The sequence below is a fragment of the Streptomyces sp. 7N604 genome (genome assembly GCF_052245475.1).
In the GTDB taxonomy this organism is placed as follows: domain Bacteria; phylum Actinomycetota; class Actinomycetes; order Streptomycetales; family Streptomycetaceae; genus Streptomyces.
The window spans coordinates 1-22858 of record NZ_JBQQBX010000037.1; the positions used below are offsets into that span (position 1 = coordinate 1).

Sequence of the window (22858 nt, forward strand, 5' to 3'; positions counted from 1 at the left end):
GTCCGGTGCCGGGAAATCACTGACCGCCGGCGCGATCATGGGTCTGCTGCCCGATGGGATGCACGCGTGCGGCTCGGTCCGTCTCGGCGGCGTTTCCCATGAACTGCTCGGCGCGTCCGAGCGGCAGATGTCCGCGATCCGAGGGCGGCGCCTGGCCATGGTCTTCCAGGAGCCGATGACGGCGTTGAACCCGGTCATGCGCGTCTGTGACCAGGTCGCGGAGGCGATGCTGGTCCACCGGACGCAGCCGGGCCGCCGGGCCGCGCGGGACCGGGCGGTCGACCTGCTGGCCCGCGTCCGCCTGCCGGACCCGGCGAACACGGCGCGTGCCTACCCGCACCAGCTCTCCGGCGGGCAGCGCCAGCGTGTCGTCCTTGCGATCGCGCTGGCCAACGACCCCGCCGTGCTCATCTGCGACGAGCCGACGACCGCCCTCGACGTGACGGTCCAGGCGCACATGCTCGAGCTGATCCTGGAGGCGGTGACCGAGCGTGGTTGCGCGCTGCTGTTCATCACGCACGACCTCGCCGTTGTCGCGACGGTCTGCCAGCGCGTCCTGGTGATGTACGGCGGGCGCGTCGTCGAGTCGGGTCCCGTGCGCGATGTCCTCACCCGGCCCCGCCACCCCTACACGCGGGGTCTGCTCGACGCCTCGGACCTCGAACCATCCGGCGAGCGGGACCGGCTGTACACCATCCCGGGCACGGTCCCCGCTGCGGGAGCCTTCCCGGACGGGTGCGTTTTCCGGACCCGTTGTGCGCGGGCCGACGGCCGCTGCGCGACGCGCCCGGACTGGTCGGGCGACGAGGCCCGGGGATACGCGTGCTGGTACCCCCTTGGAGACGGCGATGAGTGACCGGATGACGCCGGGTGACCCGGCCCTGAGCGACCAGACGGCGGGCGACGATGCGCCGCTCATCGAGGTCCGCGACGTGAGCCGCGTCTACCTGCGCGCCCGCACGTCGCTCGTTCGGCCCCCGGCGCGGGTGACCGCGGTGGCCGGTGTCTCCTTCGACGTCCGGCGGGGCCAACGCTTCGGCATTGTCGGGGAGTCCGGCTCGGGCAAGTCCACGCTCGTACGCCTGCTGTGCGGGCTCGACCGCACGACCTCCGGGTCGATCCGGTTCACCGGGCGGGACATCGTCGGCAGCCCCGAACGCGAGTTGCGATTCTTGCGCCGCGAGCTGCAGATCGTGTTCCAGGACCCGATGGGCTCACTCGACCCCCGGATGAGGGTGCGCGACATCGTTGCCGAACCGCTCGCCGCACAGGGCCGCCCGGCGCCGGCCGCCCGGCTGCGCGAACTCCTTGAGGCCGTCGGCCTGCCCACGGACGCCGGCGACCGGTTTCCCCACCAGCTCTCCGGTGGCCAGCGCCAGCGCGTCTCCCTCGCGCGGGCGCTCGCGCCACAGCCGTCGGTGCTCGTCGCCGACGAACCGGTGAGCGCCCTGGACGTCTCGGTCCGCGCCCAGATCCTCAACCTGCTCGCCGACCTGGCCGACCTGCACGCGCTCACCCTCGTGTTCGTCTCCCACGACCTGTCGGTCGTCCGCAGGGTGTGTGACACGGTGGCGGTCATGCACCAGGGACGGATCGTCGAATGCGGCCCGAGCGAGCAGGTCTACACCGCCCCGAGGCACCCCTACACACGCGGCCTCATCGCCGCTGCCCCGACACTGCGCCGTGCCCTCGGCGGGGCCGGAGTCGCGCAGCCGGCCCCGGGAGTGCCGGAGGCGGGCGACCCGAGCGACGATCCGTAGACGACGCCTCCGGTCGGTGGGCCGGCGGCGCAGCAGCCCACCCGCGATGTCCGGCGCCGGCGCGCCGACGGATTCCTAGCATTCCCCATCGCCCAGCTCTTCCAGGTGTAACCGGCGCAATTCCCCACGGCAGGAGATGCCGAGCTTGCGGAAGATGTGCCGCAGATGGGTGTCGATCGTATGGGGGGAGACGAACAGCTGTGCAGCGGCCTGCTTGTTGGTCATGCCGCTGGCGACGAGGTGGACCACCCTGCGCTCCGTGTCGGTCAGGCTGTGCCATCCGGAAGTCGGGCGGGGCGCTGACTTCCAGTGCCGGGCGCGGACGCCCCGCAGCCGGAGCCGACGGCGTACGCGTGCCGCGTCCCGGTGAGCGCCGAGGTCCGCATAGCGGCGCATCGCCGTCTTGAGCGTGTCGATTCCCTCCCGCCGCCCCGGATCGGCTCGTCGTCGCGCGAACAGGACCCCTAGGTCCTCCATCGCCGAGGCGCGCGCCCACGGGTCGGGCTGATCGCGGGCGGCGTCCTCCAGCGCCCTGCGGTCCCCGTCCAGCAGTCCACGCGCGTGGCGTGCCTGGGCGTTCACGGTGGGGACATGTGGGTTGCGGGCGGCGAGCCCCTCGGCGGCGGCTACGACATCCTCGGCCCACCGGCGCTCTCCCACCATGAGCGCGGCCCGCACCAGCCAGGGAGCGGCGGACGGTTCGTCGTTCAGCAGGCGGAGCTGGGAGGCGAGTCCGGAGCACTCGTTCCGCAGCAGCTCCCAGGCACGGGGAGTTCCGTGCTGCGCGGCTTCGACCTGCACCGCGATCCAGTCGCACTGAGGGTCGGCAGATGACACGTCACCGCCGGCCAGCTCCTCGCGAAAGGCCCGCACGTGCCCGGCGGCGGTGGGCGTGTCGCCCGCCCGCAGCGCTATCGCAGCCAGCAGGGCCCGCGTACCCGGGACCAGCACGCGCTTGTCCAGCTCACCGGCGAGCGCGAGCGCCGCACGGGCCTCCTGGCCGGCCTCGGTCAAGCGGCCCGACCGCATCAGCAGCCGCGCGTGGATGGTCATCGCGATGGGAGCCTGCAACACCAGGCCCCGTTGGTCGATCTCGGTGCGCACGCCCCGCAGGAGCGCCTCCGCCTCGTCGAACTCGCATAAGCTCACCCGTCGTGCGGCCAGCAGAAGCCGTGGCCAGAACCGCAGTGAGCCGGCCGCTCGGCCAGGGGTCTGCCGCGCCGATTCCCTGATCAGACGGACCGCCTCCGTCAGGTCTCCCCGGTCCCAGGACATGAGCGACTTGATCGCCGCCGCAACCGCTGCGGACGCGGTGTGGGGGCCGTCGTGCCGGTCGTCGTGAGGCAAGCCGGAATGGCCGGGCAGGGCGCCGGTCGGGCCCTCGCAGCGAACGAGCTCGAGGCAGTGCGCGGCGCCGGACCCGTCATGCCAGAGCAACCCGAGGAGGCAGACGGCGGCCGCGGACTCGTAGACCGGCCCCGGCAGCGAGCCGGGCGCGAGGACCTGCTCCGCCCGTTCCATCGCCTCGCGCAGCTCTCCCCGTTCGGCGAGAACGGTGGCGACGGCTCCGCGCAGCTCGGCCGTGATCGCGGGTGGTGCGGCCAGGGACTGGGCGAGCACGTCGCGTGCCAGAGCCTCCGCCCTGGGTAATTCACCGGCCGCGATGAGTGCGCTGACGGCCGCCGCGACACGGGAGGTCCGCATCGGGTCCTCAGGTGCAGTGAATTCGAGCGCTTTCAGCGCGAGCTCGACCGCGGTGCACGGCGAGGACAGGACGAGTTCGCGGGAAGCGCTGGTGAGCGCGCTGACGGTGTGGCTGTCGCTCGGCCTGCCACCCTCAAGAAGGTGGGCCGCCGCCCGCACCGCGGAACCGTCACAGCGTGCGAGCAGCATCGAACCGGCCTGGCGGTGCAGTGTCAGGCGCACGGGACGCTGGATCGACTCGAGGACCATCTGCCACACGATGTCGGAGACGAACTCAAGATGATCGTTGCCCGCCACGATCAGCCCGGCGGCTTCGGCCTCGTGCAATGCCGGCAGCAGCGTGGCCGGCTGCTGTCTCAGCATCTCCGCGGCCTCCTCGATGGGGAAGGACCGACCGAGAACCGCGCCTACCTCGGTCACTTGCCGGGCTGGGGCCGACAGGTCATCCAGCACCGTGCGCACCCATGCGAGCAACCGCAGCGGGCGCCGCGACACCGACCGGGCGGCTCCGTTCCGCACGATGGTGTCGCCCTCCTCCCGCAGGCCGTCGATCAGCAGCCGGGTCACTCGAGGGTTTCCGCCGGCGCGCGCCGCGAGCTCCGCCACATCCGGTGCAGCCTCGGCGCCGAGTACGTCGACGACGAGCTCGGTCACCGCCGCTTGGTCCAACGGCCCCAGTTCCAGCCGGGAGGCGTCCGCATCCAGCCCGGAGGACGTCTGCTTCGCGTCCCGCGCCGTGGCACGCCGGGTCGCTATACAGGCCGCCGGCGAGAACGCCCGCGACCGGAAGAGCATCCGGAGCACGCGCAGGCTGGCCGCGTCAGCCCACTGCACATCGTCCAGTCCGATGAGTGTCGGCCGGCCTCCGGACCCGGCCGCGAGGCGCTTCCTCGCCCACTCCATCAGATCCCAGACCGCGACAGGGTGGCCGTCCAGCGGCTCGCCCATCTCGGGGTTCGCTGGTGGGGACTCGCCCACCAGGGACGACAGAAGGGCGAGCGGAACCTGGCCAGCGTCCTCGTGGGCGTCACCGTGCAGCACGAAGAAACCGCGTGCTTCGGCCATCTCCTCGACCGCGGTCAGCAGACATGTCCTCCCGATCCCGGGTGGTCCGGTGATCAGCACCTCCGTGTCCCGGTGGGCCTCGACCTCGGTCAGCATGTCGGATAGTTGGGCCACCTCTCGCGTGCGGCCCCGCAAGCGATCGGTGCCCGACGCCGGAACGAAGGTCGTGTCAGCGATCGCGGCCGGGCGATCCACCGGCATGGCAACGGGCGTCCGGCCCAGCCCGCCTCCGGTCCGCGAAGCGGGGGCGACCCCTGAAGCTGGTAGATCCACGCGACCTCCCGGCCGATATTGCTGTGACGAAGAACATCCAATGAGAGTGTTCGGAACTCGCTTATCGAATCGAGGCCCGGTCTTGTTCGACGCATTGAGTAGCGAACATCCTTCAGCGTCAGGGTGATGAAGGTCGGATTCGACCGCGGCGCTCGCCGAGCGCTTGCATCACACCGTCGCGCACCGTCACGCACAAGAACTTATGCGAGGCCCGGGAATGGACGCAGTGGCAGGTTTCCACTGGCCGGAAATTGCCGAGCCACCAGCCATGGCAAGTCGGCGTGGATTACCCGTGCTGAGCAGGACCGTCCTGCTGGCCCCGTGGTCGAGGTCGATGCCCGGGCTTGCGGGGCGAAGGTGGTCATCGGCAAGGGCAACGTCCTGATCGCGCGCTGTCGCGGTGGCGACTTCGCGCTTGGGAGCGTCGTCAAGGGGTGGCGGGGGCGGAGCAGCCGTGGGCCTTCGCCGAGCGCTCGGCGAAAGCCTTCAGAGCGGCGCGTTCGTGGGCGAGGTCCGGGTTGTGCCTCGGGTTCGTGCGCTTGTCGTTCTGCTCGTCGGCCTGCAGGGTGAACAGGGCCCGACCGTCCGGGCACTTGGCCGTCGTCCAGCTCATCGAGCCGTCAGGGTCGCGGTGGTGCGCGGGTGTGTCGGCGGACGGTGTGTCCTCATCGTCATTTTCCTCGTAGCCGAGCAACCTCTCCTGCGCATACGGGCCGTAGTCCGCTTCGAGTACGTAGCGTTTCCTGAGGTCGGTGTCGGCGAGCCGGCAGGTCTCGTGCGGGGCGCCCCGGCGGGCGGTTTCGGTGGCGATCTCCACACCATGCGCGGCGGGAATGCCGGAGCATGTTCCGTCGGCCGTGCCGAGCGGCTCGTACTCGTCCTCGTTCACCGGCAGGTCGAGGCTGCGCACGGGCTTTCCGAGCTTGGCCCCGCAGTGCCGGGTCTCCGAGGCATTCGCCGCGGTGGAGGTGGCGATCTTGGCGAATTCCGGCCGGTTCGCCGGGTCGTCGAGTGTCTTGTCGAGCGTGGTCTCGACGGTGATGGACAGGCCTTCGGCGCTGCTTGCTTGGGTGCACTCAAGGATCAGGCTCGTGGTGACCTTCTCGTCCTCGTCGGCCTCGAAGAGGTCCGGGTCGGCTCCGAAGGGGTCCGGGTCGGCTCCGAAGAGCCCCGTCCAGCCATGGCCGACCGGCACGGAGAGCGCACTCGCTCCGGGCGGGCCCGTGTAGAGGGAGATCCAGGACTGCCCGGTGCGCGCGGTGTCGACGATACGGATCTCGGCGGTGCCACCGTCGTGGACGTGCACCTCACAGCTCACCAGGCCAGCACCGGGCCTTTCGTTCTTGACCTCGACGGATCCCGGCCCGAGGACGCCGCGTACCACGTTCCGGTCGAGCAGCCCGTCGCAGGCGCCGTCGAGCGCCGACTCGTCGCTCCAGCGCTGGAAGTCCCCGTGCACCAGCAGATATCCAGTGACGGCAACGGCCACCGCGCACAGGGCCGCGACCGCCCGGAGGACGGTCCGCCTCACTGCCATCCCTCCACTTCTCCGAGGATCTTGGTGCCCTGGCACCGCTGCTGCCGGGGCCAGCCGTCAGGGTGGGCGAGATAGCTGTCCATCAGCTTGCGGGCGTCCTTCGAGAACGTGGTCCGCTGTGCCTCGCTGAGTGTGTGTCCACTCAAGTCGGAGGTCTCCAGGCGCAGGGTGACACGGTGGTAGGTGCGCCCGGCGGCGCACTCCGACCCGGCCCACAGGGCGAGTTCGGTCGGCTCCGACTCCGGGATGACCTTCGTACGCTCCCCCTCTCGGAAGGTGAAGCTGTCACCGGTGTAGTGGTACTCGCCGTTGGCGGACTGGCTGAGGGGCCCGGCCCAACTCGCCGCCGAGACGTCGACGACCGCGCCGTCCGGTGGCGTCGGCTCGGTGTCCCACGGGTCCTTGCGGTCCAGGATGGTGGCGCCGCAGACGCTCAGCAGCCGGGAGTCCTGCAGATCGCCGCCGGCGGTCCACTTGCCCGGGAAGCCCGCACGCTTGCCGAGCCCTCGGCACTTCTTCACGCCCAGGCCCGGCTCGTCGATCCCCACGACCCTGATGTTGCCCCCGTCCGCGTCCTTGGTGACATGGGGCTCATAGGTATCGATGACCCGCGTGGGCGTTTTCAGCGGAGTTCCACCGCAGTTCTGCGCCGCGGTGATCCCGTTGGCGACATGGACGGCGGTACGGAAGTCCGCGAGGTACTCGGCCCGCTTCCCCTTGCCAGGAACGGGTAGATCGACAGCGGCCGTGACATACATACCGGGCACCTCGCGGACCCGGCCCTCGAGCCCGCCGGGGCACTCAGCAACGACCCACGTCCGCCCGTCCTCTCCGACCCTGCCGGTGACCCCGGGCGCCTCGTACCCCTCGTCGTCACCGCCGGGCAGGATGTCCTCGGCTCGCACCGTCACCGGCATCCGGGAGATGAGCGCGACGGCGCGCACCCGCACCGACCCATGCCCCGGCCAGGTGAGGGAGCAGTTCACCAGGGAACGGCTGTCCTCGTCGGGCTCGAGCATGGTGCCGTACTGTCTCACTTCGCCCGCAACGTCGTCGGGCACGAGGTCTCGTAGCTCCTTGTACGGCAGCAGCCCCGCACAGGCACGCTTCAACTGCGCCTGATTCGCAGCCGAATAACCGCTGCCGCCCGAATCACCGACACCGAAGAAGAACAAAGCCCCGATGACGAACAACACGAGCGGCAGCACGACGAACAGCGGCTTGCCCAACCATGACGGCATCCGGCCCACGGAGCTCCCCCTGCCCAGTGCTCTGGCGGAATCACGTCACCGCCGATGGATCAAGGCCTAGAACCTATCAACGCCGTAGCCCTACGAGTTGGGCACATAGCTGCCGCTCCCCGCGGACCGGCCGTAGTCCTTCTCCACGGAATCAGCGGGGATCAGCGGGAACCAGTCGCAACGCAATCGTGTCTCTGCCGGCGACGACGGACGGCCTTTTGTCAGCTACGGTGCCGTACGTCCAGGGGGGTAGAGCGTGATGCGCGGATGGGTCGTACCCGGCTACAGCGAGTCCAGAGAGCTGGGCTCCGGTGCGAGCGGACGTGTCGTACTGGCCGTTCATGACGCCACCGGCACGCCGGTGGCCGTGAAGTATCTCAATGAGAAACTGCGGGCGGACGCCCGCTTCCTCCGCGAGTTCCGCGCGGAAGCCCGCCTGCTCGGCGACCTCGACTCCCCGCATGTGGCACGCCTCTACGAATACGTGGAGGCACCCCAGGGTGCGGCGATCGTCATGGAGCTCGTCGACGGCGTTGCCCTGCGCGCGCTCCTGCGGCAGGAGGGAGCCACCGGGCCCGAGGCGGCGCTCGTGGTGCTCAAAGGCTCGCTCCTCGGCCTGGCCGCCGCTCACGGTGCCGGTGTTGTGCATCGCGACTACAAGCCCGAGAACGTCCTGGTGGCGGCGGACGGCTCCTCCAAGCTCGTCGACTTCGGTATCGCCGCGCGCAGTGGTGACAGCGCCGGTGCGGCGGGAACCCCTACCTATATGGCGCCCGAGCAGTGGAGCGGGGAGCCCGCCTCACCTACGGCCGACGTCTACGCGGCGACCGCCACCTTCTACGAGTGTGTGACCGGCCGGAAGCCGTACACCGGTGAGAACTTCGCCGAGCTGGCCCTCCAGCACATCAACGCGCCCATCCCGGACGAGGAAGCGCCGGAGCCGGTGCGCGCATTGATCCGGCGCGGCCTGGCCAAGACCCCCGAGGAGCGTCCGGAGAACGCGGCCGCCTTCGTGGAGGAGCTCGAGTCGGTGGCCTGTGCGGCTTACGGCGAGGACTGGGAGGAGCGCGGCCAGCGCAGGCTCGCGGCCCTGGCGGCGCTGCTGCCGCTGCTCTTTCCCTCGGCCGGGGGCTCGGCCGCCGGAACCACCGAACTGGCCACCACCGAACTGGCCACCCCCGTGCTGCCCGACCGTGCCCGGGGCTTCGGCCGGGAACTGGGGTGGCGCGAACTGCTCACCGTTGTGGGCGTGCTGATCATCGCTGGAGTACTGACGTTCACGGCCGGGGCGACCGGCGGGGACCGTGAAGCGGTGGCCGAGACGCTCGCCACGACGAGCGCCGCCGCGACCACCGGCTCGCCGGGCGAGACGTCCCCGACCACAGGCACGTCGTCGTCCGCCTCCCCGTCCACTTCCCCCGGCGGCACGCCTACGGGCAGCAGCTCTCCCTCCGCTTCCGCGTCCGCATCGGAAGGCGGCGACTCAGCTCCGGCCGGGGGTACGGACACGGGAGGTCTCGGCTCCCCGTCGGGCCCCGGGACAGCTACGGACCCGCCGGTCTCGAACCCGTCCACGAGCGACAGCGCGCCCAATACCACCACAGAGCCATCCGCCGCTCCCGTGCGGGTCACTTCGGTCTCCGTAGGGAGCCTGCAGCAGACCGGCTCGACGAGTGCCACCGCCTCGGTGAACGTCTCCACCACCGGGACGGGCGCCGTCACCCTGACCGTCACCTGGTACGCGAGCGACAGCAAGGGCAGCCTCGGCGAGCAGGACGGCGTTTCCCAGACCTTTGCCCTGAGCGGCCGGACGGCGTACACCATCACGGCTGATCACGTCTTCCGGAGCTCGGCCTGCTACTGGGGCGTGGTCGGGACCACCAACCCCGAGGCGGACAACGGCAGCTCATGGCAGCAGATTCTGACCAGGCAGTGCGACATCCGATGAGCGATTCACAGAACCCGGGAACCAACGAGCCGACGGGCGCCGGCAGCGACCGCGACAACGGCTACAGCGCGACCGAGTTGGGCGACCACTGGGTCCACAGGCCCGACAGCCCGGACGCGGATCCTGATCCAGAAGATCTCGCCGCGCTCCATGAGTCCACCACGCCCACAGCGCTTCTGGGCCGTACGCCCGAGGCCGCTCCGCAGAGTGCGACTGTCCGCCTGGACGCGACCGTTCCGCAGGCGGGCACGGCCCGCCTGGATCCGACGCTGGTGGGCGGCCCGCCCGCGAGCTCCCCGCCCGCCGACGCGGCGCCCCAGGGGGAGGGCATGGTGCTCCGCTTCGGCCCGGGAGTGACCGGCAGTGCCCTCGCCCGCAACAGCACCACAGCCGTGGACATCTGGCACGGCACACTCGCAGGACAGCCCCACGGCCCCGGGCAGAGCGGGAAGCGGCGACGCGGAGGGCTGCGCCGCTACACCCTGGCCGGCGCCATCCTCATCGCCGTCATCGGGTTCCTCCTCTGGCAGCGGCTCGGCCCCGGTCTCGCCGTCGAGAGCGTGGCCGTACGAACCGGCCCGAAGGGTCCCGCATGCGACGACACCGCCGATGTGATCGGCGTCGTCCGCACCAACGGCGCGCCGGGCACCATCGAGTACCGCTGGGTGCGCAGCGACGGCACTATCTCCGGCACGCTGCGGGAGCGGCTCACACAGGGCCAGCGGGAAGCGCGACTGCATCTGCTGTGGACCTTCCGCGGCAGAGGCTCGCACGAGGCGCGGGCGGAACTCCGCATCACCTCACCCGGCGCCCATACGGCCTCCACGCGCTTCACCTACAACTGCCGCTAGTGATCTGGTTCTGCTTTGTTCGGCCGAGTGAGCTGCTTCAGTTCCGCGTCGCGTGCTGTCCGCGTGAAGGCGGCGGGTCCGGGCCGCGCAGGTCGAAGGGGCGATGCTGACGCCGTGCTCTGGACGGCGAGACGCAAGCCTGCGTTTCTGGTCACGACTCTGGTCACGACACGCAGATGCAGAACTCGTTGCCCTCGGGGTCCTGCCAGACCTGCCAGAGGTCCTCATGTATCTCCCCGACCGCTGTGGCTCCCAGGTCGGCGGCCCGGGCGACGGCCTCGGCGAAGTCGTCGGCGACCAGATCGAAGTGGATCCGGTTCTTCACGGTCTTGGGTTCGGGGACCAGTTGGAGGGCGAGGCCGGGGCCAAGGCTGATCCAGTCGTCCTCACGGCGGGTGATCTCCACTTCGAGCAGCCCGCTCCAGAAACGGGCGAGGAGGTCGAGGTCCGTGGTGTCGATAACGATGCCGCTGAGGCGGATACCCATGCTGTCCCTCTCGTCGTGATGGCTGGCCATGGCCGGACGGAATACATGGTGCCGTCGGCGGTGGTCATCCTCGACGAGCTGCCGTTGACGGTGAACGGGAAGCTGGACCGGCGTGAGCTGCCCGTGCCGCGGCACGGCCGCGAGGAGCAGGTGGTGTGCACAGCCGATCTGTCCCGCACGGTCGGCTGGTTCACCAGCCTCTACCCAGTCCGGCTGGACGGCGGCTCCGAAACTGGCCTGCTGTGGCGGCGGCGCTGTCTCGGTTGCCGAGTTCACCCGCGTCGCTCGTGCTGCGGGACCATGGTCGCCTGGTGGAGGAGGCGGGGGCCTCGTCGAGGTCCTGGGGCCGTGGCGATGTGGCCGTCATGGAAGCGCTGGTGCGGGGCGGGTGCGCCGAGGGTTACAGGAAGTCGTGACGGGGACCGTCGCCACCCGAAATAATGTCGGCCCAGGCCGTACAGGGGGCGGGGGCGGGGCGGGGTGGTGAACGGGGTGACCACGGGCACGGACGGCGCTCCCTGGCGTGTCCGCGTGCTCGATCGCGATGGGCGCGTGGTCGGGGCGGGGCTCCTCATCAGCGGCGAGTCCGTGCTGACTTGTGCCCACGTCGTGGCGGAAGCGTCGAGCCTCAGGCCGGTCCAGGACCGTCCCACCGGGGCCGTACGAGTCGACCTCCCCGCGCTGCACGAAGAGCGGGTCGCCGAGGTGCTGCCCGGCGGCTGGTTCCCCGCCCAGCCACGGGGGCTCGGGGACGTGGCCGTCCTGGCCCTGCGCGGGCCGGCCGTGCGGTGCGAGCCCCTTCCGAGGTTGCGCCTCGGCGCGAGCCCCGGACCCGGGACACGAGTCACCTTCTACGGTTTCCCCGCAGGCATCGAGCACGGAATCTGGGTCTCCGCGCGGGTCTCGCCCAGCCCCAGCCCCGGCCCCGGCCCCGGCCCCGGCCCCGGCCCCAACCCCGGTCCCGCCCCTCAGTGGCAGCAGCTCGACATCGAGTCCCCCACCCAGCTGGGCCCGGGATTCAGCGGCGCCGCCGTCGTCTCCAGCGAGAGCGGCGATGTCGTCGGCATGGTCGCCGCCTCCACCCGCGGTCCCGACCGGCGCCGCACGGTCTTCATGCTGCCCGTCGACGGCATCGCCGAGCACTGGCCCCTCCTGGCGGCCCCCGCCGTCGGTGGTGCGGCGGGGGCCGGGAGGCTGTCGGCGCGGGATGCGGGCACGATGGTCGAGGCGCTGATGGGACTGCCCGACCTGAGTGACCGGCGGTTCCGCTCCGTCTACGCCGACATCCTCGACGACCGTACGGGCAGCCGCCCTCGTATCGGCCTGAGTGACGACACGCGTCAGGAGCTGTGGGCGCTGATCGACTGGTGCGTGCGGTCGCCCGATGCCGTCCACGAACTGCTGGAGACGATCCGGTCGTTCCATCCGGCGAGCGTCGAGGTGGACAGGCTCGCCGAACGGATCGAGCGCGTCGTTCCGCCGCCGCTGCTCACCACGGGGGAGCGGCATGACCTGATGGCACTCGCCGGGCGGTGTCGGCATCCGAACCCCGAGGCCCTCGTCCGGGACGTGACCGCCGTCCGCCCGCTGCCCGGTGGTGATACCCGGGATCTTCCCACCGTCTTCCGGCTGTTGGAGGACGCCATCGCGGCGCCGGACGGGGTCCACCCTCTCGCGGCGTTCACGGCCCGGCTGGCCGAGTCGCAGGGAACGGAACTCCGCCGGGAGCTGTCGGACTGGATCGACGGGTTCGTGCGGCGCACGGGCATGCCGAGGCCGCGGCCGCGTACCGAGGCAGTGCCATCCGCCGGGAGCGCGCGGCCGGCCGCCATGCGCTCGCACCTGACTATCCAGCTCGAGGAGGACGGCCTCGACCCCCACCGCTACCTGCTGTCCGTCTGGCTGCAGGAGGGCGACAGGGAGGTGCGGGCGCTGTACCGCGCCGATGAGGCGCTGGCGCTGCCGGAGGCCCGGCGCCGGGTCGACGAAGCGATCAGCGGTGGCGGGATCCGAGCGCCCGCCGACGACCTGTGGATCGAGTTCATCCTGCCCCTGGCATTGCTCGACGCCCCTCTGGAGCAATGGACGCTGGGCATTACGGGCGCCCCGGAGGTGCCCATCGGAGCGGAGTACCCCGTCGTCGTCCGCAGTCTGGACCGGCTGCGCGACCCGACTCTGCACACCAAGTGGCGCCGGCTGTGGTCCCGGGCCAAGGACGGTCCGGCGGCCGGGGCCCTGCACATCGCGCACGGCGACCGGCAGGAGCTCCAGGCGGCGATCCAGGAGGGCCTTCCGGTCATCGCATGGATGCGTGACAGCAAGGACCCTGTGGCGGCAGACGCGTTGCGTGACCTGCTGGGTGGGGCGCCTCTCGCCCGACTGCCCGTGCTGGTGCGCGATGTCAGGAGCGCCGCGTTCGGTGGCGTCGGCTCTCCCGGCCACCCGGGCCACGGTGTGCGACTGCTCTACGACGATCCGGACCGGACCCCGGAGCAGATGATGCGATTGCAGGTGCCCGAGCCGGCAGGGGAGACAGGATGAGCGCACCGTTCGCAACGAACAGCGGGCCACAAGGCGGCACGGCCCAGTACGTCTATCGCGGCACCGGGGAGCCGCACGACGGCGTCGACCTCCTCCCGCCGCCACCGCCATGGCGGGACTTCGACGGAGAGCCGGTCGTGGACACCCCGTTCGTCGAGTACAACCGCGGCGAGCTGCAACGGGCGGAGTCGTACCAACCCCACGCCACCGCGGTGGAGTTGGTCAACGCCGCGCTCGTGCTGCGGCGCCCACTTCTGGTCACCGGCCGCCCCGGCTCCGGCAAGTCGACCCTGGCTTACTCCATCGCCCACGAGCTCAAGCTCGGCCCGGTGCTTCGCTGGTCCATCACTCGGTCCTCCACGCTGGCGGCCGGGCTCTACGAGTACGACGCCGTCGGCCGTTCCCAGGAGGCCGGTCTCTACGGGGTGAGACAGGGCACATACCCGAACCGGACCCCGGACGTGGGTGAGTTCGTCCGCCTGGGCCCGCTCGGTACGGCGCTGCTGCCCACGCGCCGTCCGCGTGTGCTGCTGATCGACGACTTCGACCAGGGCGACATCGATCTGCCGAACGAGCTGCTGACTGTGCTGGAAGAAGGGGAGTTCCACATTCCGGAGTTGACGCGGATCTCCCGCACCCAGCCCCGGGTCGAGGTCATGACCGCCGACGGGGTCCCGGCGCCCTTACATCACGGACAAGTGCGTTGCCGCGCTTTCCCCATGGTGGTCATCACCAGCAATGGCGACCGGGAATTCCCGCCCGCTTTCCTGCGCCGTTGCCTGCATCTGGAACTTGCGCCCCCGTCGTACGAAGAGGTGGTGTCGATGGTCACCGCACACCTCGGCGCTGATCTGACCGCTCGTAGCGAGGATCTGATCGAGAAATTCCTGCACCACCGTGAGCTGGGCAATGTCTCGGTGGACCAGTTGCTCAACGCCATCTACCTGACCGCCTCCTGGGCGGCTCCGGACCCCGAACGGCTGGCCGATGTCCTGCTGCGGTCGCTGGAGGCCGACGACTACCGATGATCCAGCGGCTGCTCAAGGCACTCGGCGACCTCGGCCTGGAACCCACGGCCGAGGAGATCGCCGATGCCTTGTGGCTGGCGGAGAACCACCGGGTCGCGGTCCGCCCGGGCCGGGCCGCTGGATCCGGGCGAACACCTTCCGAGGCCGATTTCGCGGTCCTGCCCCGCACCGTGGACCTGGCCAGGGCACTCCGCCCTCTGCGTACCGTCGGATTCTCTGTGGCGCGGCGATCGGGCGGGCCGCGAGTCGATGAGGAGATGACGCCCGTCACGGCCCAGGGACTGCCCGCACCGAGGCTGCCGGCCCGGGCGGCACGCCCCGTGGACCTCACGCTCGTGATCGACAGCGGCCCCTCCATGGAGCTGTGGCGCCCGACCGTGCAGCGGTTCCGCTCGATCATGGGCCACCTGGGAGTGTTCGACGACGTGCGGACCTGGACGCTGGAGGAGCAGGCGTCCGATGACGCGCCCCCCACCCTGCGTACCGAGGGAGGCGCGGCGGGCCGCCGCCCCGCCGAGGTCATCACCCCCTCGCGCCGTCAGTTCATCCTCGTTCTCAGCGACTGCGTGGGAAGCGCGTGGTGGAACGGCTCGCTGCCCCGGCTGATCGGGTGGTGGGGGCGCCGGCAGCCCGTCGCGATCGTGCAGCTGCTCCCGCAGCGTCTGTGGCGGCAGACCGCCCTGCGGCCCGTCCCCGTCCGCTGGCAGGGCGGGGCGCCGCCCGGCCTGCCCAACTGCTCCCTGAGCTGCCGCCTCCGCCGCGGCGGCGCTTCACCGGCGGGTGTCGCGATTCCCGTGCTGGAGCTCGAGCGGCGCTGGTTGACCTCCTGGGCTGCGGTGGTGTCCGGGTCGGGCGCCGGTTGGGTCAACGGGCTTGCCCACGTGGTCGATCCGCACGCCGGGCGGCCGGATTCACGCGGCGGCACGGCCGCGCCCTTGGACGACGCGTTCACGTCGGCGCGCGACAGAGTTCGGAGCTTCCTCTCCACCGCCTCTCCGGAAGCCGCCGACCTCGCCGGTTACCTCGCCGCCGCGGCGCCGCTGAGCCTCCCGGTGATGCGCCTGGTGCAGCGGGAGATGGCGCCGCGCTCCCTCCCGGGTCACCTCGCCGAGGTCTTCCTGGGCGGGCTGCTGCGCCGTATCGAGTCCGGTGCCGCGCAGCGCGACGCCACGTACGACTTCCATCCGGGGGTACGCGAGCTCCTGCTCGCCCGCCTGACGCGAGCCGAAGCCGCTCGGACTCTGGGCGTCGTCTCCGATGCGCTGTCCCAGCAGCACGGATGGTCCATGCCGGAAGCACGGACGAATCGCGGCGGATCCGGCTCGATCCTCGCCCTCAACCGAACCGTCCTGCAGCGGGTGCGCGGCTCCGGGAACCCCGTCCAGGAGCCCCTGGAGCCCCCACGGGCGTCGAGCACCGTACAGCCCGCGGGCACGATGCTGACGACCGGGCCCGAGCCTGTGGCACGTCCTTCCCGCACCCCTCCCGTGTGGGGCGCGGTTCCGAGCGCCAACCCTCACTTCACCGGCCGTGACGCGCAGTTGGCCGAACTCCGCGCCAAGCTCGACTCCGGTGGCTCGGCGCTGCTCACCTGCACACTTCACGGCATGGGTGGCGTCGGCAAGACACAGTTGGCGGTCGAATACGCCTATCAGCACGCCGCCGACTACGACCTGGTCTGGTGGGTGCCCGCGCAGCAACGCGCAAGCGTCCTGGTTTCGTTGACCGAGCTCTCCTCGCGCCTGAAACTGCCCGGTCCGTACAACAGCGGCGAGCCCTGGACCAGAGCGCTCGCAGCCCTGCGCTGCGGCGAGCCGTACCGCCGATGGCTCCTGATCTACGACAACGCCGACCGGCCCGAGGACATCGGCGAGCTGCTTCCGCAGGGCTCCGGTCATCTGCTCATCACCTCCCGCAACCCCGTCTGGGCGCTGCGCACCGATGCCGTCGACGTCGGTGTCCTGACGCTCGAGGAGAGCGTCCGTCTGCTGCGAAAGCACCTGCACGCGGAACACCTGCTTTCGGACACCGACGCCGAGCGGGTCGCGCACGCGGCGGGGGGCCTGCCCATCGCCCTCGTCCAGGCGGCGCAGTGGCAGGCCACCACGGGCATGTCCGTCGACGAGCACCTGAGGCGTTTCGAGCAAGTCCTGCCCTCCATGCTGTCCGACGACCTGCCGCCGGGCTATCCGGCTTCGCTGTACGCGACCTGGCAGATGGCCATCGAGAAGCTCCGCCGGGACAACCCCGCGGCCGTGGACCTGCTGGAGCTCTGTGCGCTCTTGGCTCCCGAGCCGATCCCCCTGGGCCTGCTGGCGGCGGACGCCGACACCCGCCTTCCGGAGTCGCTCGCGGCGACGCTCAGGGACCCGGTGGCCTGCAGCCTCGCGCTCAGGGATCTGCGCCGCCTGGCGCTCGTCCGTCTCGACCTGCGCCGGCACACGGTGGAGGTCCACCGGCTCATCCAGGCGGTCGCCCGGCGCAAGGAGGCGATGCCGGTGGTGCGGCGGGTGCAGTTCTCCCATGCCGTGCACTGCCTCCTGCTGCGGTACGCACCAGCGGATCCCGAGGATCCGGCGAACTGGGTGCGGTTCCAGGAGATCCAACCGCATCTGCTCCCTTCCGAAGCGCTCGACTGCGAGCTGCCGGAGGTGCGGCGGCTGTTCATCACCCAGGTGCGGTACCTGAACGCCAGCGGCGACACACGCAGCAGTCGGGAGTTGGCCGAGCTCGCCCGACTGCGCTGGTCCGGGATGTTCGGCGACACCCATCCCGATGTCCGCGCCGTCCGGCGGCATCTCGTTTCCTGACCGGGCCACGACGGAGGCACGCCATGACCGACGAGCGCGCGGGCGCCCAACGCACCCAGGTCCTCAGCTCCTTCGCCGACAAGATCGACAAGATGTACGAGATGGTCGGGAAACCCGCGCTCACCGACCTCGCGCGCATCTCCGCGCGTCAGGGGCTGATGCTCACTGCCGACTCGCTCGACGAAAACCTGCGCGGACTCTCCGTACCCTCCTGGGAGTTCGTCGTGGCGTTCGTCAGCGCCTGCGAGGAGGCCGCGGCCGACAGCGGGATGACCTTGCCTGACGGTGCGTTCGATCTCGATGACTGGAAGCACCTGCACCAGGGACTACTCGAGGAGCTGACGCGGGAGCAGCCGGCATCGGGCGCAGCGCGGGACGAGCCGGACGTACCGCCTCTCATCACGAGGTCCCTGCCCCGGCTGCCGGTCCACTTCGTCGGCCGGAACGCCGAGCTCCACCGACTGGTCTCGCTGATCAGCGAGGGCGCACCCCTGCGAAGGCTGCCTCCCGCGGTCGTGATCCACGGCATCGCCGGAGTCGGCAAGACGGGGCTGGCCAATGTCCTCGCGCATCGCATCGCGTCCTTGTTCCCGGACGGGCAGCACGTCGTCAACTTCACGCGGGCGCACACCGATCCACGCACGGTCGCGGACATCTATGCCGACCTGCTGCTCACCCTTGGCGTGCCAACGGTCGACGTCCCGGCCACGGCCGATGAGCGGTCCGAGCTGCTGCGTTCGCTGCTCGCGTCCCGACGGCTCCTGATCATCCTTGTCGACGTGCCGGACCCCGAGGCCGTCCAACCGCTGCTCGCCGGCGAAGCCGGGTCCGGATCGCTGCTGATCGTCACATCCCGGCGCGGCCTCGACGGCCTTCCCGGCGCCGAGTCGGTGTTGCTGACGCCACTTTCCCACGCCGAGGCAATGGCTTTGCTGGAAGCGACGGCAGGAGCCGACCGGATCGCGGCCGACCCGGCTGCGGCGGCAGACGTCATCGGCCTGAGCGGCGGACTCCCCCTGGCGTTGCGGGTGATCGGGGCCTTCCTCACGGCGCGGCCCGACACGCCCCTGGCAGAGCTGGTGGAACGGCTGCGCACCCCCCTTCCGGACGGAGACGAGGCGGCCACAACCGTTGCGCCGGTCACCGCTGTTCTGGAGGCCAGCTATCGGGCTGTCAGCGGGCCGGCAGCGATGGTGCTGCGCAGACTGTCGCTCGTGGAGGAGCACGAGGAGATTCCCCGGCGCCTCGTCCCTTATCTCGCCGATGAGGCGGAGCCTGAGGCGCTGACCGCCGCGATCAACGAGCTGGCGGGAGCCGGCCTGCTCGATGCCCCGCCGGAGGCCGAGGTCATCGGCCTGCATCCGCTCGTACGCAGGTATGGGCGAGACCGGGCAGCGGAGGAGGACCCGCAGGAGTTGGTCACGGCCGTCCGTGACCGGGCTCGCCGGTTCTTCCTGCTGTCCCGGGGACACCGGCCGCGTCCCGAGCCGCTGATCGCCCGGGACTACTGGACGCTGCGCGACCGCCTGTCCTCCTCCCACTACGCCGACGCCATCGCGGAGTTCATCCGCCACCGGCAGACCCTGCCGCCCCTCACGATCGGGCTCAAGGCCCCCTGGGGAGCCGGCAAGACCTCGCTGATGCGCATGATCCAGAACACTCTGGACCCGCAGGACGACGGGATGCCGTGCCCCATCCGCCTGGACCACGCCTCGCGCGAGAAGCTGAGGCGCCGGCGGACGTTCGGGGGCGCCCGCAGTCGCGCGGATACGGCGCCGGGCGCCAGGGTCACCAATCTCGAGATCCTCCGCCAGGCCAACGCCGTGCATCAGGAGCCCGCCGATGAGAGCAGGACGGAGCGGCTGCGGGCCCAACTCGCCGAGGGGGCACCGCTGCGCGCCGAAGAGTGGCGCCCGACGGTCTGGTTCAACCCGTGGATGTACCAGAACGGCGAGCAGGTCTGGGCCGGACTCGCCCACGAGATCATCACGCAGGTGACCGAGCGCCTCCCGGTGGCGGACCGGGAGCGGTTCTGGCTCAGGCTGAACCTCGCCCGGGTGGATCGCAGCGTCATCCGGCGAAGCTGGTACCGGCTGCTGGCCGAGCGGCTGCTGCCGCTCTTGCTCGTGTGGACCGCCGCGGTGCTGGTGACGCTGGGAGGGCTGGCGGTCGGGCAGCTGATCGACCCGCTGCGCGGCGCACTCCGCGGAGCCTCGGCCGCCGTGCTCGGCGCCGGAACCGTGGCCATCCTCGCGGGTGGCGCCGGGCAGACACTGTCCTTCCTCGGCAGGACCGCTACGGGACCGCTGTCCTCGCTGGTCCGCACCTCGGACCCCCTTGCCGGAAGTCAGCGTCTGCTCTCCGAGCAGATGAAGGCCCATTTCGACCGGCTCGTACCCGACCCCGGATACGCCGGGCGACTGGGATTTCTGCATCTGGTGCAGACCGACATGAAGCGGGTGCTGGACCTCATCGCCACACCGCGCCGTCCTCTGGTCGTCTTCGTCGACGACCTCGACCGCTGCTCACCGGCGACGGTCACCCAGGTCATCGAGGCGATCAATCTCTTCCTGGCCGGGGAGTTCCCGCACTGCGTCTTCGTGCTCGGCATGGAGCCGGGCGCCGTGGCCGCGCATGTCGAGGTCGCTTATCAGGACCTGGTCAGGGCGCAGCGCGACGGACGGCTGGCGGGTGACTGGTCGACGCTGGGCTGGCGGTTCCTGGAGAAGATCGTGCAGCTGCCGCTCAGCATTCCTCCACCGCACGAGGACGGTGAACTGGCCGACTATCTGCGGTCCCTGGTCGAGTCGTCCTCCGGATCACCCGTACCCGGCGTCCGGCCCACGGAGCCGCGGCTGCCGCAGACGCAGTCGGCCGGGAGGGCCCCCGCGGACCAGCCCTCCGCCGTCGCAGACCGCCGCGCCGCGCACGCCGCAACGGCCCGCGATCCCCAGCACGTGGCGGCGATGACCCGACCGGCCCCGGAGGTCGTCGATGCCATCGAACGCGGCATCCGCGCGCGCCAACCGACCCCCGACACACTGCGGGAGACGGCACTCGCCGCCCAGCTCGAGGTGCTGGGCCTTGCCGAACCGCTCCATCCCGCCGCGCTGTCCGCCGCCGATCGCGTGATCTCCGACCTGTACAGCGACCTCGACGCATACACCGCGTTCGCCGAGCTGCTGCCGGTACTCGGCTCGCGCAACCCGCGAGAGATCAAGCGGTTCGTCAACCTGTTCCGCTTCTACAGCTTCATCGCCGAACGGCAGCGGCTGCTCGGCGGGCAGATACCCGAGCAGAGACAGATCGCCAAACTGGCAGCCTTCTCGATCCGCTGGCCCCACGTCATCAGCATGCTGGGCTCGGCCGACTCGGCCGACGTACTCGCCCGGCTGGAAAGGGCCGCCCGCCACGCCGACTCGGAGCACTGGGAAGCCGAGCTACGCCGGACCTTTCCCGTATTCGACGCCCCGTCCGCCCCACAGCCCGGACTGCCGGAACCGGCCGACCCGGCTCCTGGCTGGGGTGACGATCTACGGGCCTTCCTCCGAGAGGGCGTCGAGATAGCGGCAGCCGCGTCCCGGTTCATCTGAAGGGTGCCCGAGCCCATAGCCGCCCGAAGGGCGGTCACCGGGTGCGGGTCGGTACGGCTTGGGGGAAGCGGAAGAGCCGCCTGGGATCGTAGGTCGTTTTGACGTCTGTCAGACGGCCGAGGTTGGCGCCGTAATAGGCCTCCTTCCAGTGGGTCAGCCGCGGGTCGATGTAGTTCTGGTACGCCTGACCGCTGGCGTGCGGCCGCATGGCCTGGTGCAGGTTGTCCAGCCACGTGCGGCTCCGTGCCACCCCCCTCGGGGATGCGTTGGTGGGCCAGTTGGCGATGTACTGGGCGAGGAAGAGCGCGTTGCGGTGGACGAAGGCGGTGTCCTGGGGCTTGATCCGGTTGGGCGCGCCGCCCAGGGCGTCGAAGGCGATGCTGCCGCTGCCGCCGGGTGGGGCGATACGGGCGTAGCGTTCGACGTGCGTCAGGAGTGCTGTGATGCCGCGGGCGGACAGCGGCCGGGTGTAGAAGTCGGAGCGGGCGGCGTAGGAGGCGCGGGCGGTGCGGCCGTCCGGATGCTGACCGGGAAGGCTGCCGGGCAGGTGGCACTGTGCGGGTGTCCAGCCGCCGGCACCGGCCATCACCAGCATCGTGTCGAAGTGCGAGCGGGTCCGCACCACGGATGAGGCGGGCTGGGAGCCCACCGCGTCGACCAGTTGGTCCAGATGGTTGCGCAGGGCGGACTGGCCGCCGAGGCAGTTGGCGCCGATGCCCACCCGCGGTGTCCCTGCGGTGCCGGTCAGGTGGAGATTGGCCCACAGCGGGTCGGGGGCCGCCGGCGCCCACCGCTGCCAGGCTCGTATGACGGCTCCGGCCTTCGACCACGGCCAGGACAGGAATGCGTAGCTGCAGTCCGGCGCTGCATGAGTGCGGAAGTGTAACTGGGTGACGACGCCGAGATTTCCCCCGCCGCCGCCCCGCAACGCCCAGAACAGGTCGGGGTGGTGGCGCGCGTCGACCTCCAGGATCCGCCCGTCGGCGGTCACGATCTCCGCGCCGGTGAGGCTGTCGCAGGTCAGGCCGTAGGCGCGGCTGGTCACCCCGACACCGCCGCCCAGAGCGAGACCGGCCACACCGACGGTGGGGCAGGAACCGGCCGGGATCGTCCGCCCGTGCCGGTTCAGCGTGTCGTACACATCGATCAACCGCGCCCCGGCGCCGATCGCGGCGTTGGAGCCGGTGGACACCTCCTTCAGGGAGCTGACGTCCACCACCAAGCCTGTGCCCGATGACCATCCGGCGTAACTGTGTCCGCCGCCGCGGACCGCGACGGGGATACCGAACCGCCTGGCGAAGGCCAGACAGGTCCGCACATCCTGCCGGTGCGCCGGATAGGCGACGCCCGCTGGCTTGACGCCGTCGAACTGGGGCTGGAACAGACGGCGTGCCGAGGCGTACCGGCGCTCGCCCGGGCGAACGAGCAGACCGTCCAGATCGCGGGCGAACGCGGCCCAGTCGGGCGCGCCCGGAGCGCCAGCGGCGAGCTGGGACGTGCTCGTCGCGAGCCAGCCCGCGGCGACCGCCACCCCCAGCCCGGCACGCAGTACGTTCCGGCGCCCGAAGTCCGAGCCGGTACCGGAAGTGCCGGTGCCGGGCGGGGTGTGCGCCGGGAGAGCGGGAAAGTGCGGCAGATCGGTGCGGTCTGCGCGGTCGGGCACGCGAGGTCCCCTCCCTCTGTGAGGCTCGGTTCGGGTCCACTCACGCCCGGCTGACGGGACGTGGCGGAGCGGCCGGGTTGGCACCCAGAGGGATGGCGGATCTCGCGTGATGGTTGCCTGACCAGGGAGCTCCGCTCGACCCCGCATACCTCACCTGGCCCGTGCAGCGGAGCGGGTCCAGCGGTGCTTGACCAGGTCGGCATGCCACCGCAGCAGCGTGCCCGGGGTGACGAACAGATGCCCCGCAGTGCCTTGGGCAGCAGTCGAGCCAGTCCTGCGATCGCCGCCCGGTCGGCCCAGAACGGGTGTGGCCGGGCGACCTGGCGGCGCAGCACCGCGAGTTGGTGTCGCAGTACG

The 22858-nt window shown here is 71.0% G+C and carries 13 protein-coding genes; 8 read left to right on the forward strand and 5 right to left on the reverse strand.

The genetic code is table 11. The annotated features are described in order from the left end of the window. Together ACTWP8_RS32070 and ACTWP8_RS32075 are read left to right on the forward strand one after the other, a co-directional pair. A partial coding sequence (locus tag ACTWP8_RS32070) for an ABC transporter ATP-binding protein (RefSeq protein WP_443325588.1) occupies positions 1-856 on the forward strand: 856 nt, incomplete at its 5' end. Further along, positions 849-1760, forward strand: a complete 912-nt coding sequence (locus ACTWP8_RS32075) for an ABC transporter ATP-binding protein (protein WP_443325589.1) — start codon at positions 849-851, stop codon at positions 1758-1760. The genes ACTWP8_RS32070 and ACTWP8_RS32075, both read left to right, overlap by 8 nt. 75 nt (positions 1761-1835) lie before the next feature. Here ACTWP8_RS32075 and ACTWP8_RS32080 read toward each other — a convergent pair whose 3' ends face one another. The 3 genes from ACTWP8_RS32080 to ACTWP8_RS32090 all read right to left on the reverse strand — a co-directional run bounded on the left by ACTWP8_RS32080 (position 1836) and on the right by ACTWP8_RS32090 (position 7580). Then, positions 1836-4730 carry a helix-turn-helix transcriptional regulator gene (locus tag ACTWP8_RS32080; protein ID WP_443325590.1) on the reverse strand — a complete coding sequence of 965 codons (2895 nt, stop codon included), beginning with the start codon at positions 4728-4730 and terminating at the stop codon, positions 1836-1838. A gap of 499 nt (positions 4731-5229) precedes the next feature. Then, positions 5230-6339, reverse strand: coding sequence for a hypothetical protein (locus tag ACTWP8_RS32085; RefSeq protein WP_443325591.1), 1110 nt, complete (start codon positions 6337-6339; stop codon positions 5230-5232). Further along, complete coding sequence (locus tag ACTWP8_RS32090; protein ID WP_443325592.1) at positions 6330-7580, reverse strand: hypothetical protein; 1251 nt, start codon at positions 7578-7580, stop codon at positions 6330-6332. Before ACTWP8_RS32090 ends, ACTWP8_RS32085 begins: the two co-directional genes overlap by 10 nt. Positions 7581-7839: 259 nt before the next feature. Here ACTWP8_RS32090 and ACTWP8_RS32095 point away from each other — a divergent pair, with 259 nt between their 5' ends. After that, on the forward strand, positions 7840-9528 hold the full coding sequence (locus ACTWP8_RS32095) for a serine/threonine-protein kinase (protein ID WP_443325593.1): 1689 nt from the start codon (positions 7840-7842) through the stop codon (positions 9526-9528). Then, positions 9525-10379: a hypothetical protein gene (locus ACTWP8_RS32100; RefSeq protein ID WP_443325594.1), complete on the forward strand. Its 855-nt coding sequence runs from the start codon at positions 9525-9527 to the stop codon at positions 10377-10379. Before ACTWP8_RS32095 ends, ACTWP8_RS32100 begins: the two co-directional genes overlap by 4 nt. Positions 10380-10542: 163 nt before the next feature. Here ACTWP8_RS32100 and ACTWP8_RS32105 read toward each other — a convergent pair whose 3' ends face one another. Continuing rightward, a complete protein-coding gene (locus ACTWP8_RS32105; protein ID WP_443325595.1) occupies positions 10543-10896 on the reverse strand; it encodes a VOC family protein in 354 nt (117 codons plus the stop codon). Positions 10897-11358: 462 nt separating this feature from the next. On the opposite strand from ACTWP8_RS32105, the gene ACTWP8_RS32110 reads away from it, so the two are divergent. Genes ACTWP8_RS32110 through ACTWP8_RS32125 form a run of 4 tightly spaced genes read left to right on the forward strand, consistent with a single transcriptional unit; the run spans position 11359 to position 20838 of the window. Then, a complete protein-coding gene (locus tag ACTWP8_RS32110; RefSeq protein WP_443325596.1) occupies positions 11359-13407 on the forward strand; it encodes a VMAP-C domain-containing protein in 2049 nt (682 codons plus the stop codon). Next, entirely contained in the window at positions 13404-14435 is a 1032-nt protein-coding gene (locus ACTWP8_RS32115; RefSeq protein WP_443325597.1) for an AAA family ATPase, read from the forward strand. Before ACTWP8_RS32110 ends, ACTWP8_RS32115 begins: the two co-directional genes overlap by 4 nt. Next, positions 14432-17245: an FxSxx-COOH system tetratricopeptide repeat protein gene (gene fxsT, locus ACTWP8_RS32120; protein ID WP_443325598.1), complete on the forward strand. Its 2814-nt coding sequence runs from the start codon at positions 14432-14434 to the stop codon at positions 17243-17245. Before ACTWP8_RS32115 ends, fxsT begins: the two co-directional genes overlap by 4 nt. A 23-nt stretch (positions 17246-17268) precedes the next feature. Further along, positions 17269-20838: a P-loop NTPase fold protein gene (locus ACTWP8_RS32125; protein WP_443325599.1), complete on the forward strand. Its 3570-nt coding sequence runs from the start codon at positions 17269-17271 to the stop codon at positions 20836-20838. Positions 20839-20872: 34 nt separating this feature from the next. On the opposite strand, the gene ACTWP8_RS32130 is transcribed toward ACTWP8_RS32125, so the two are convergent. Then, positions 20873-22501, reverse strand: coding sequence for an FAD-binding oxidoreductase (locus ACTWP8_RS32130; RefSeq protein WP_443325600.1), 1629 nt, complete (start codon positions 22499-22501; stop codon positions 20873-20875). Positions 22502-22858: the final 357 nt, after the last annotated feature.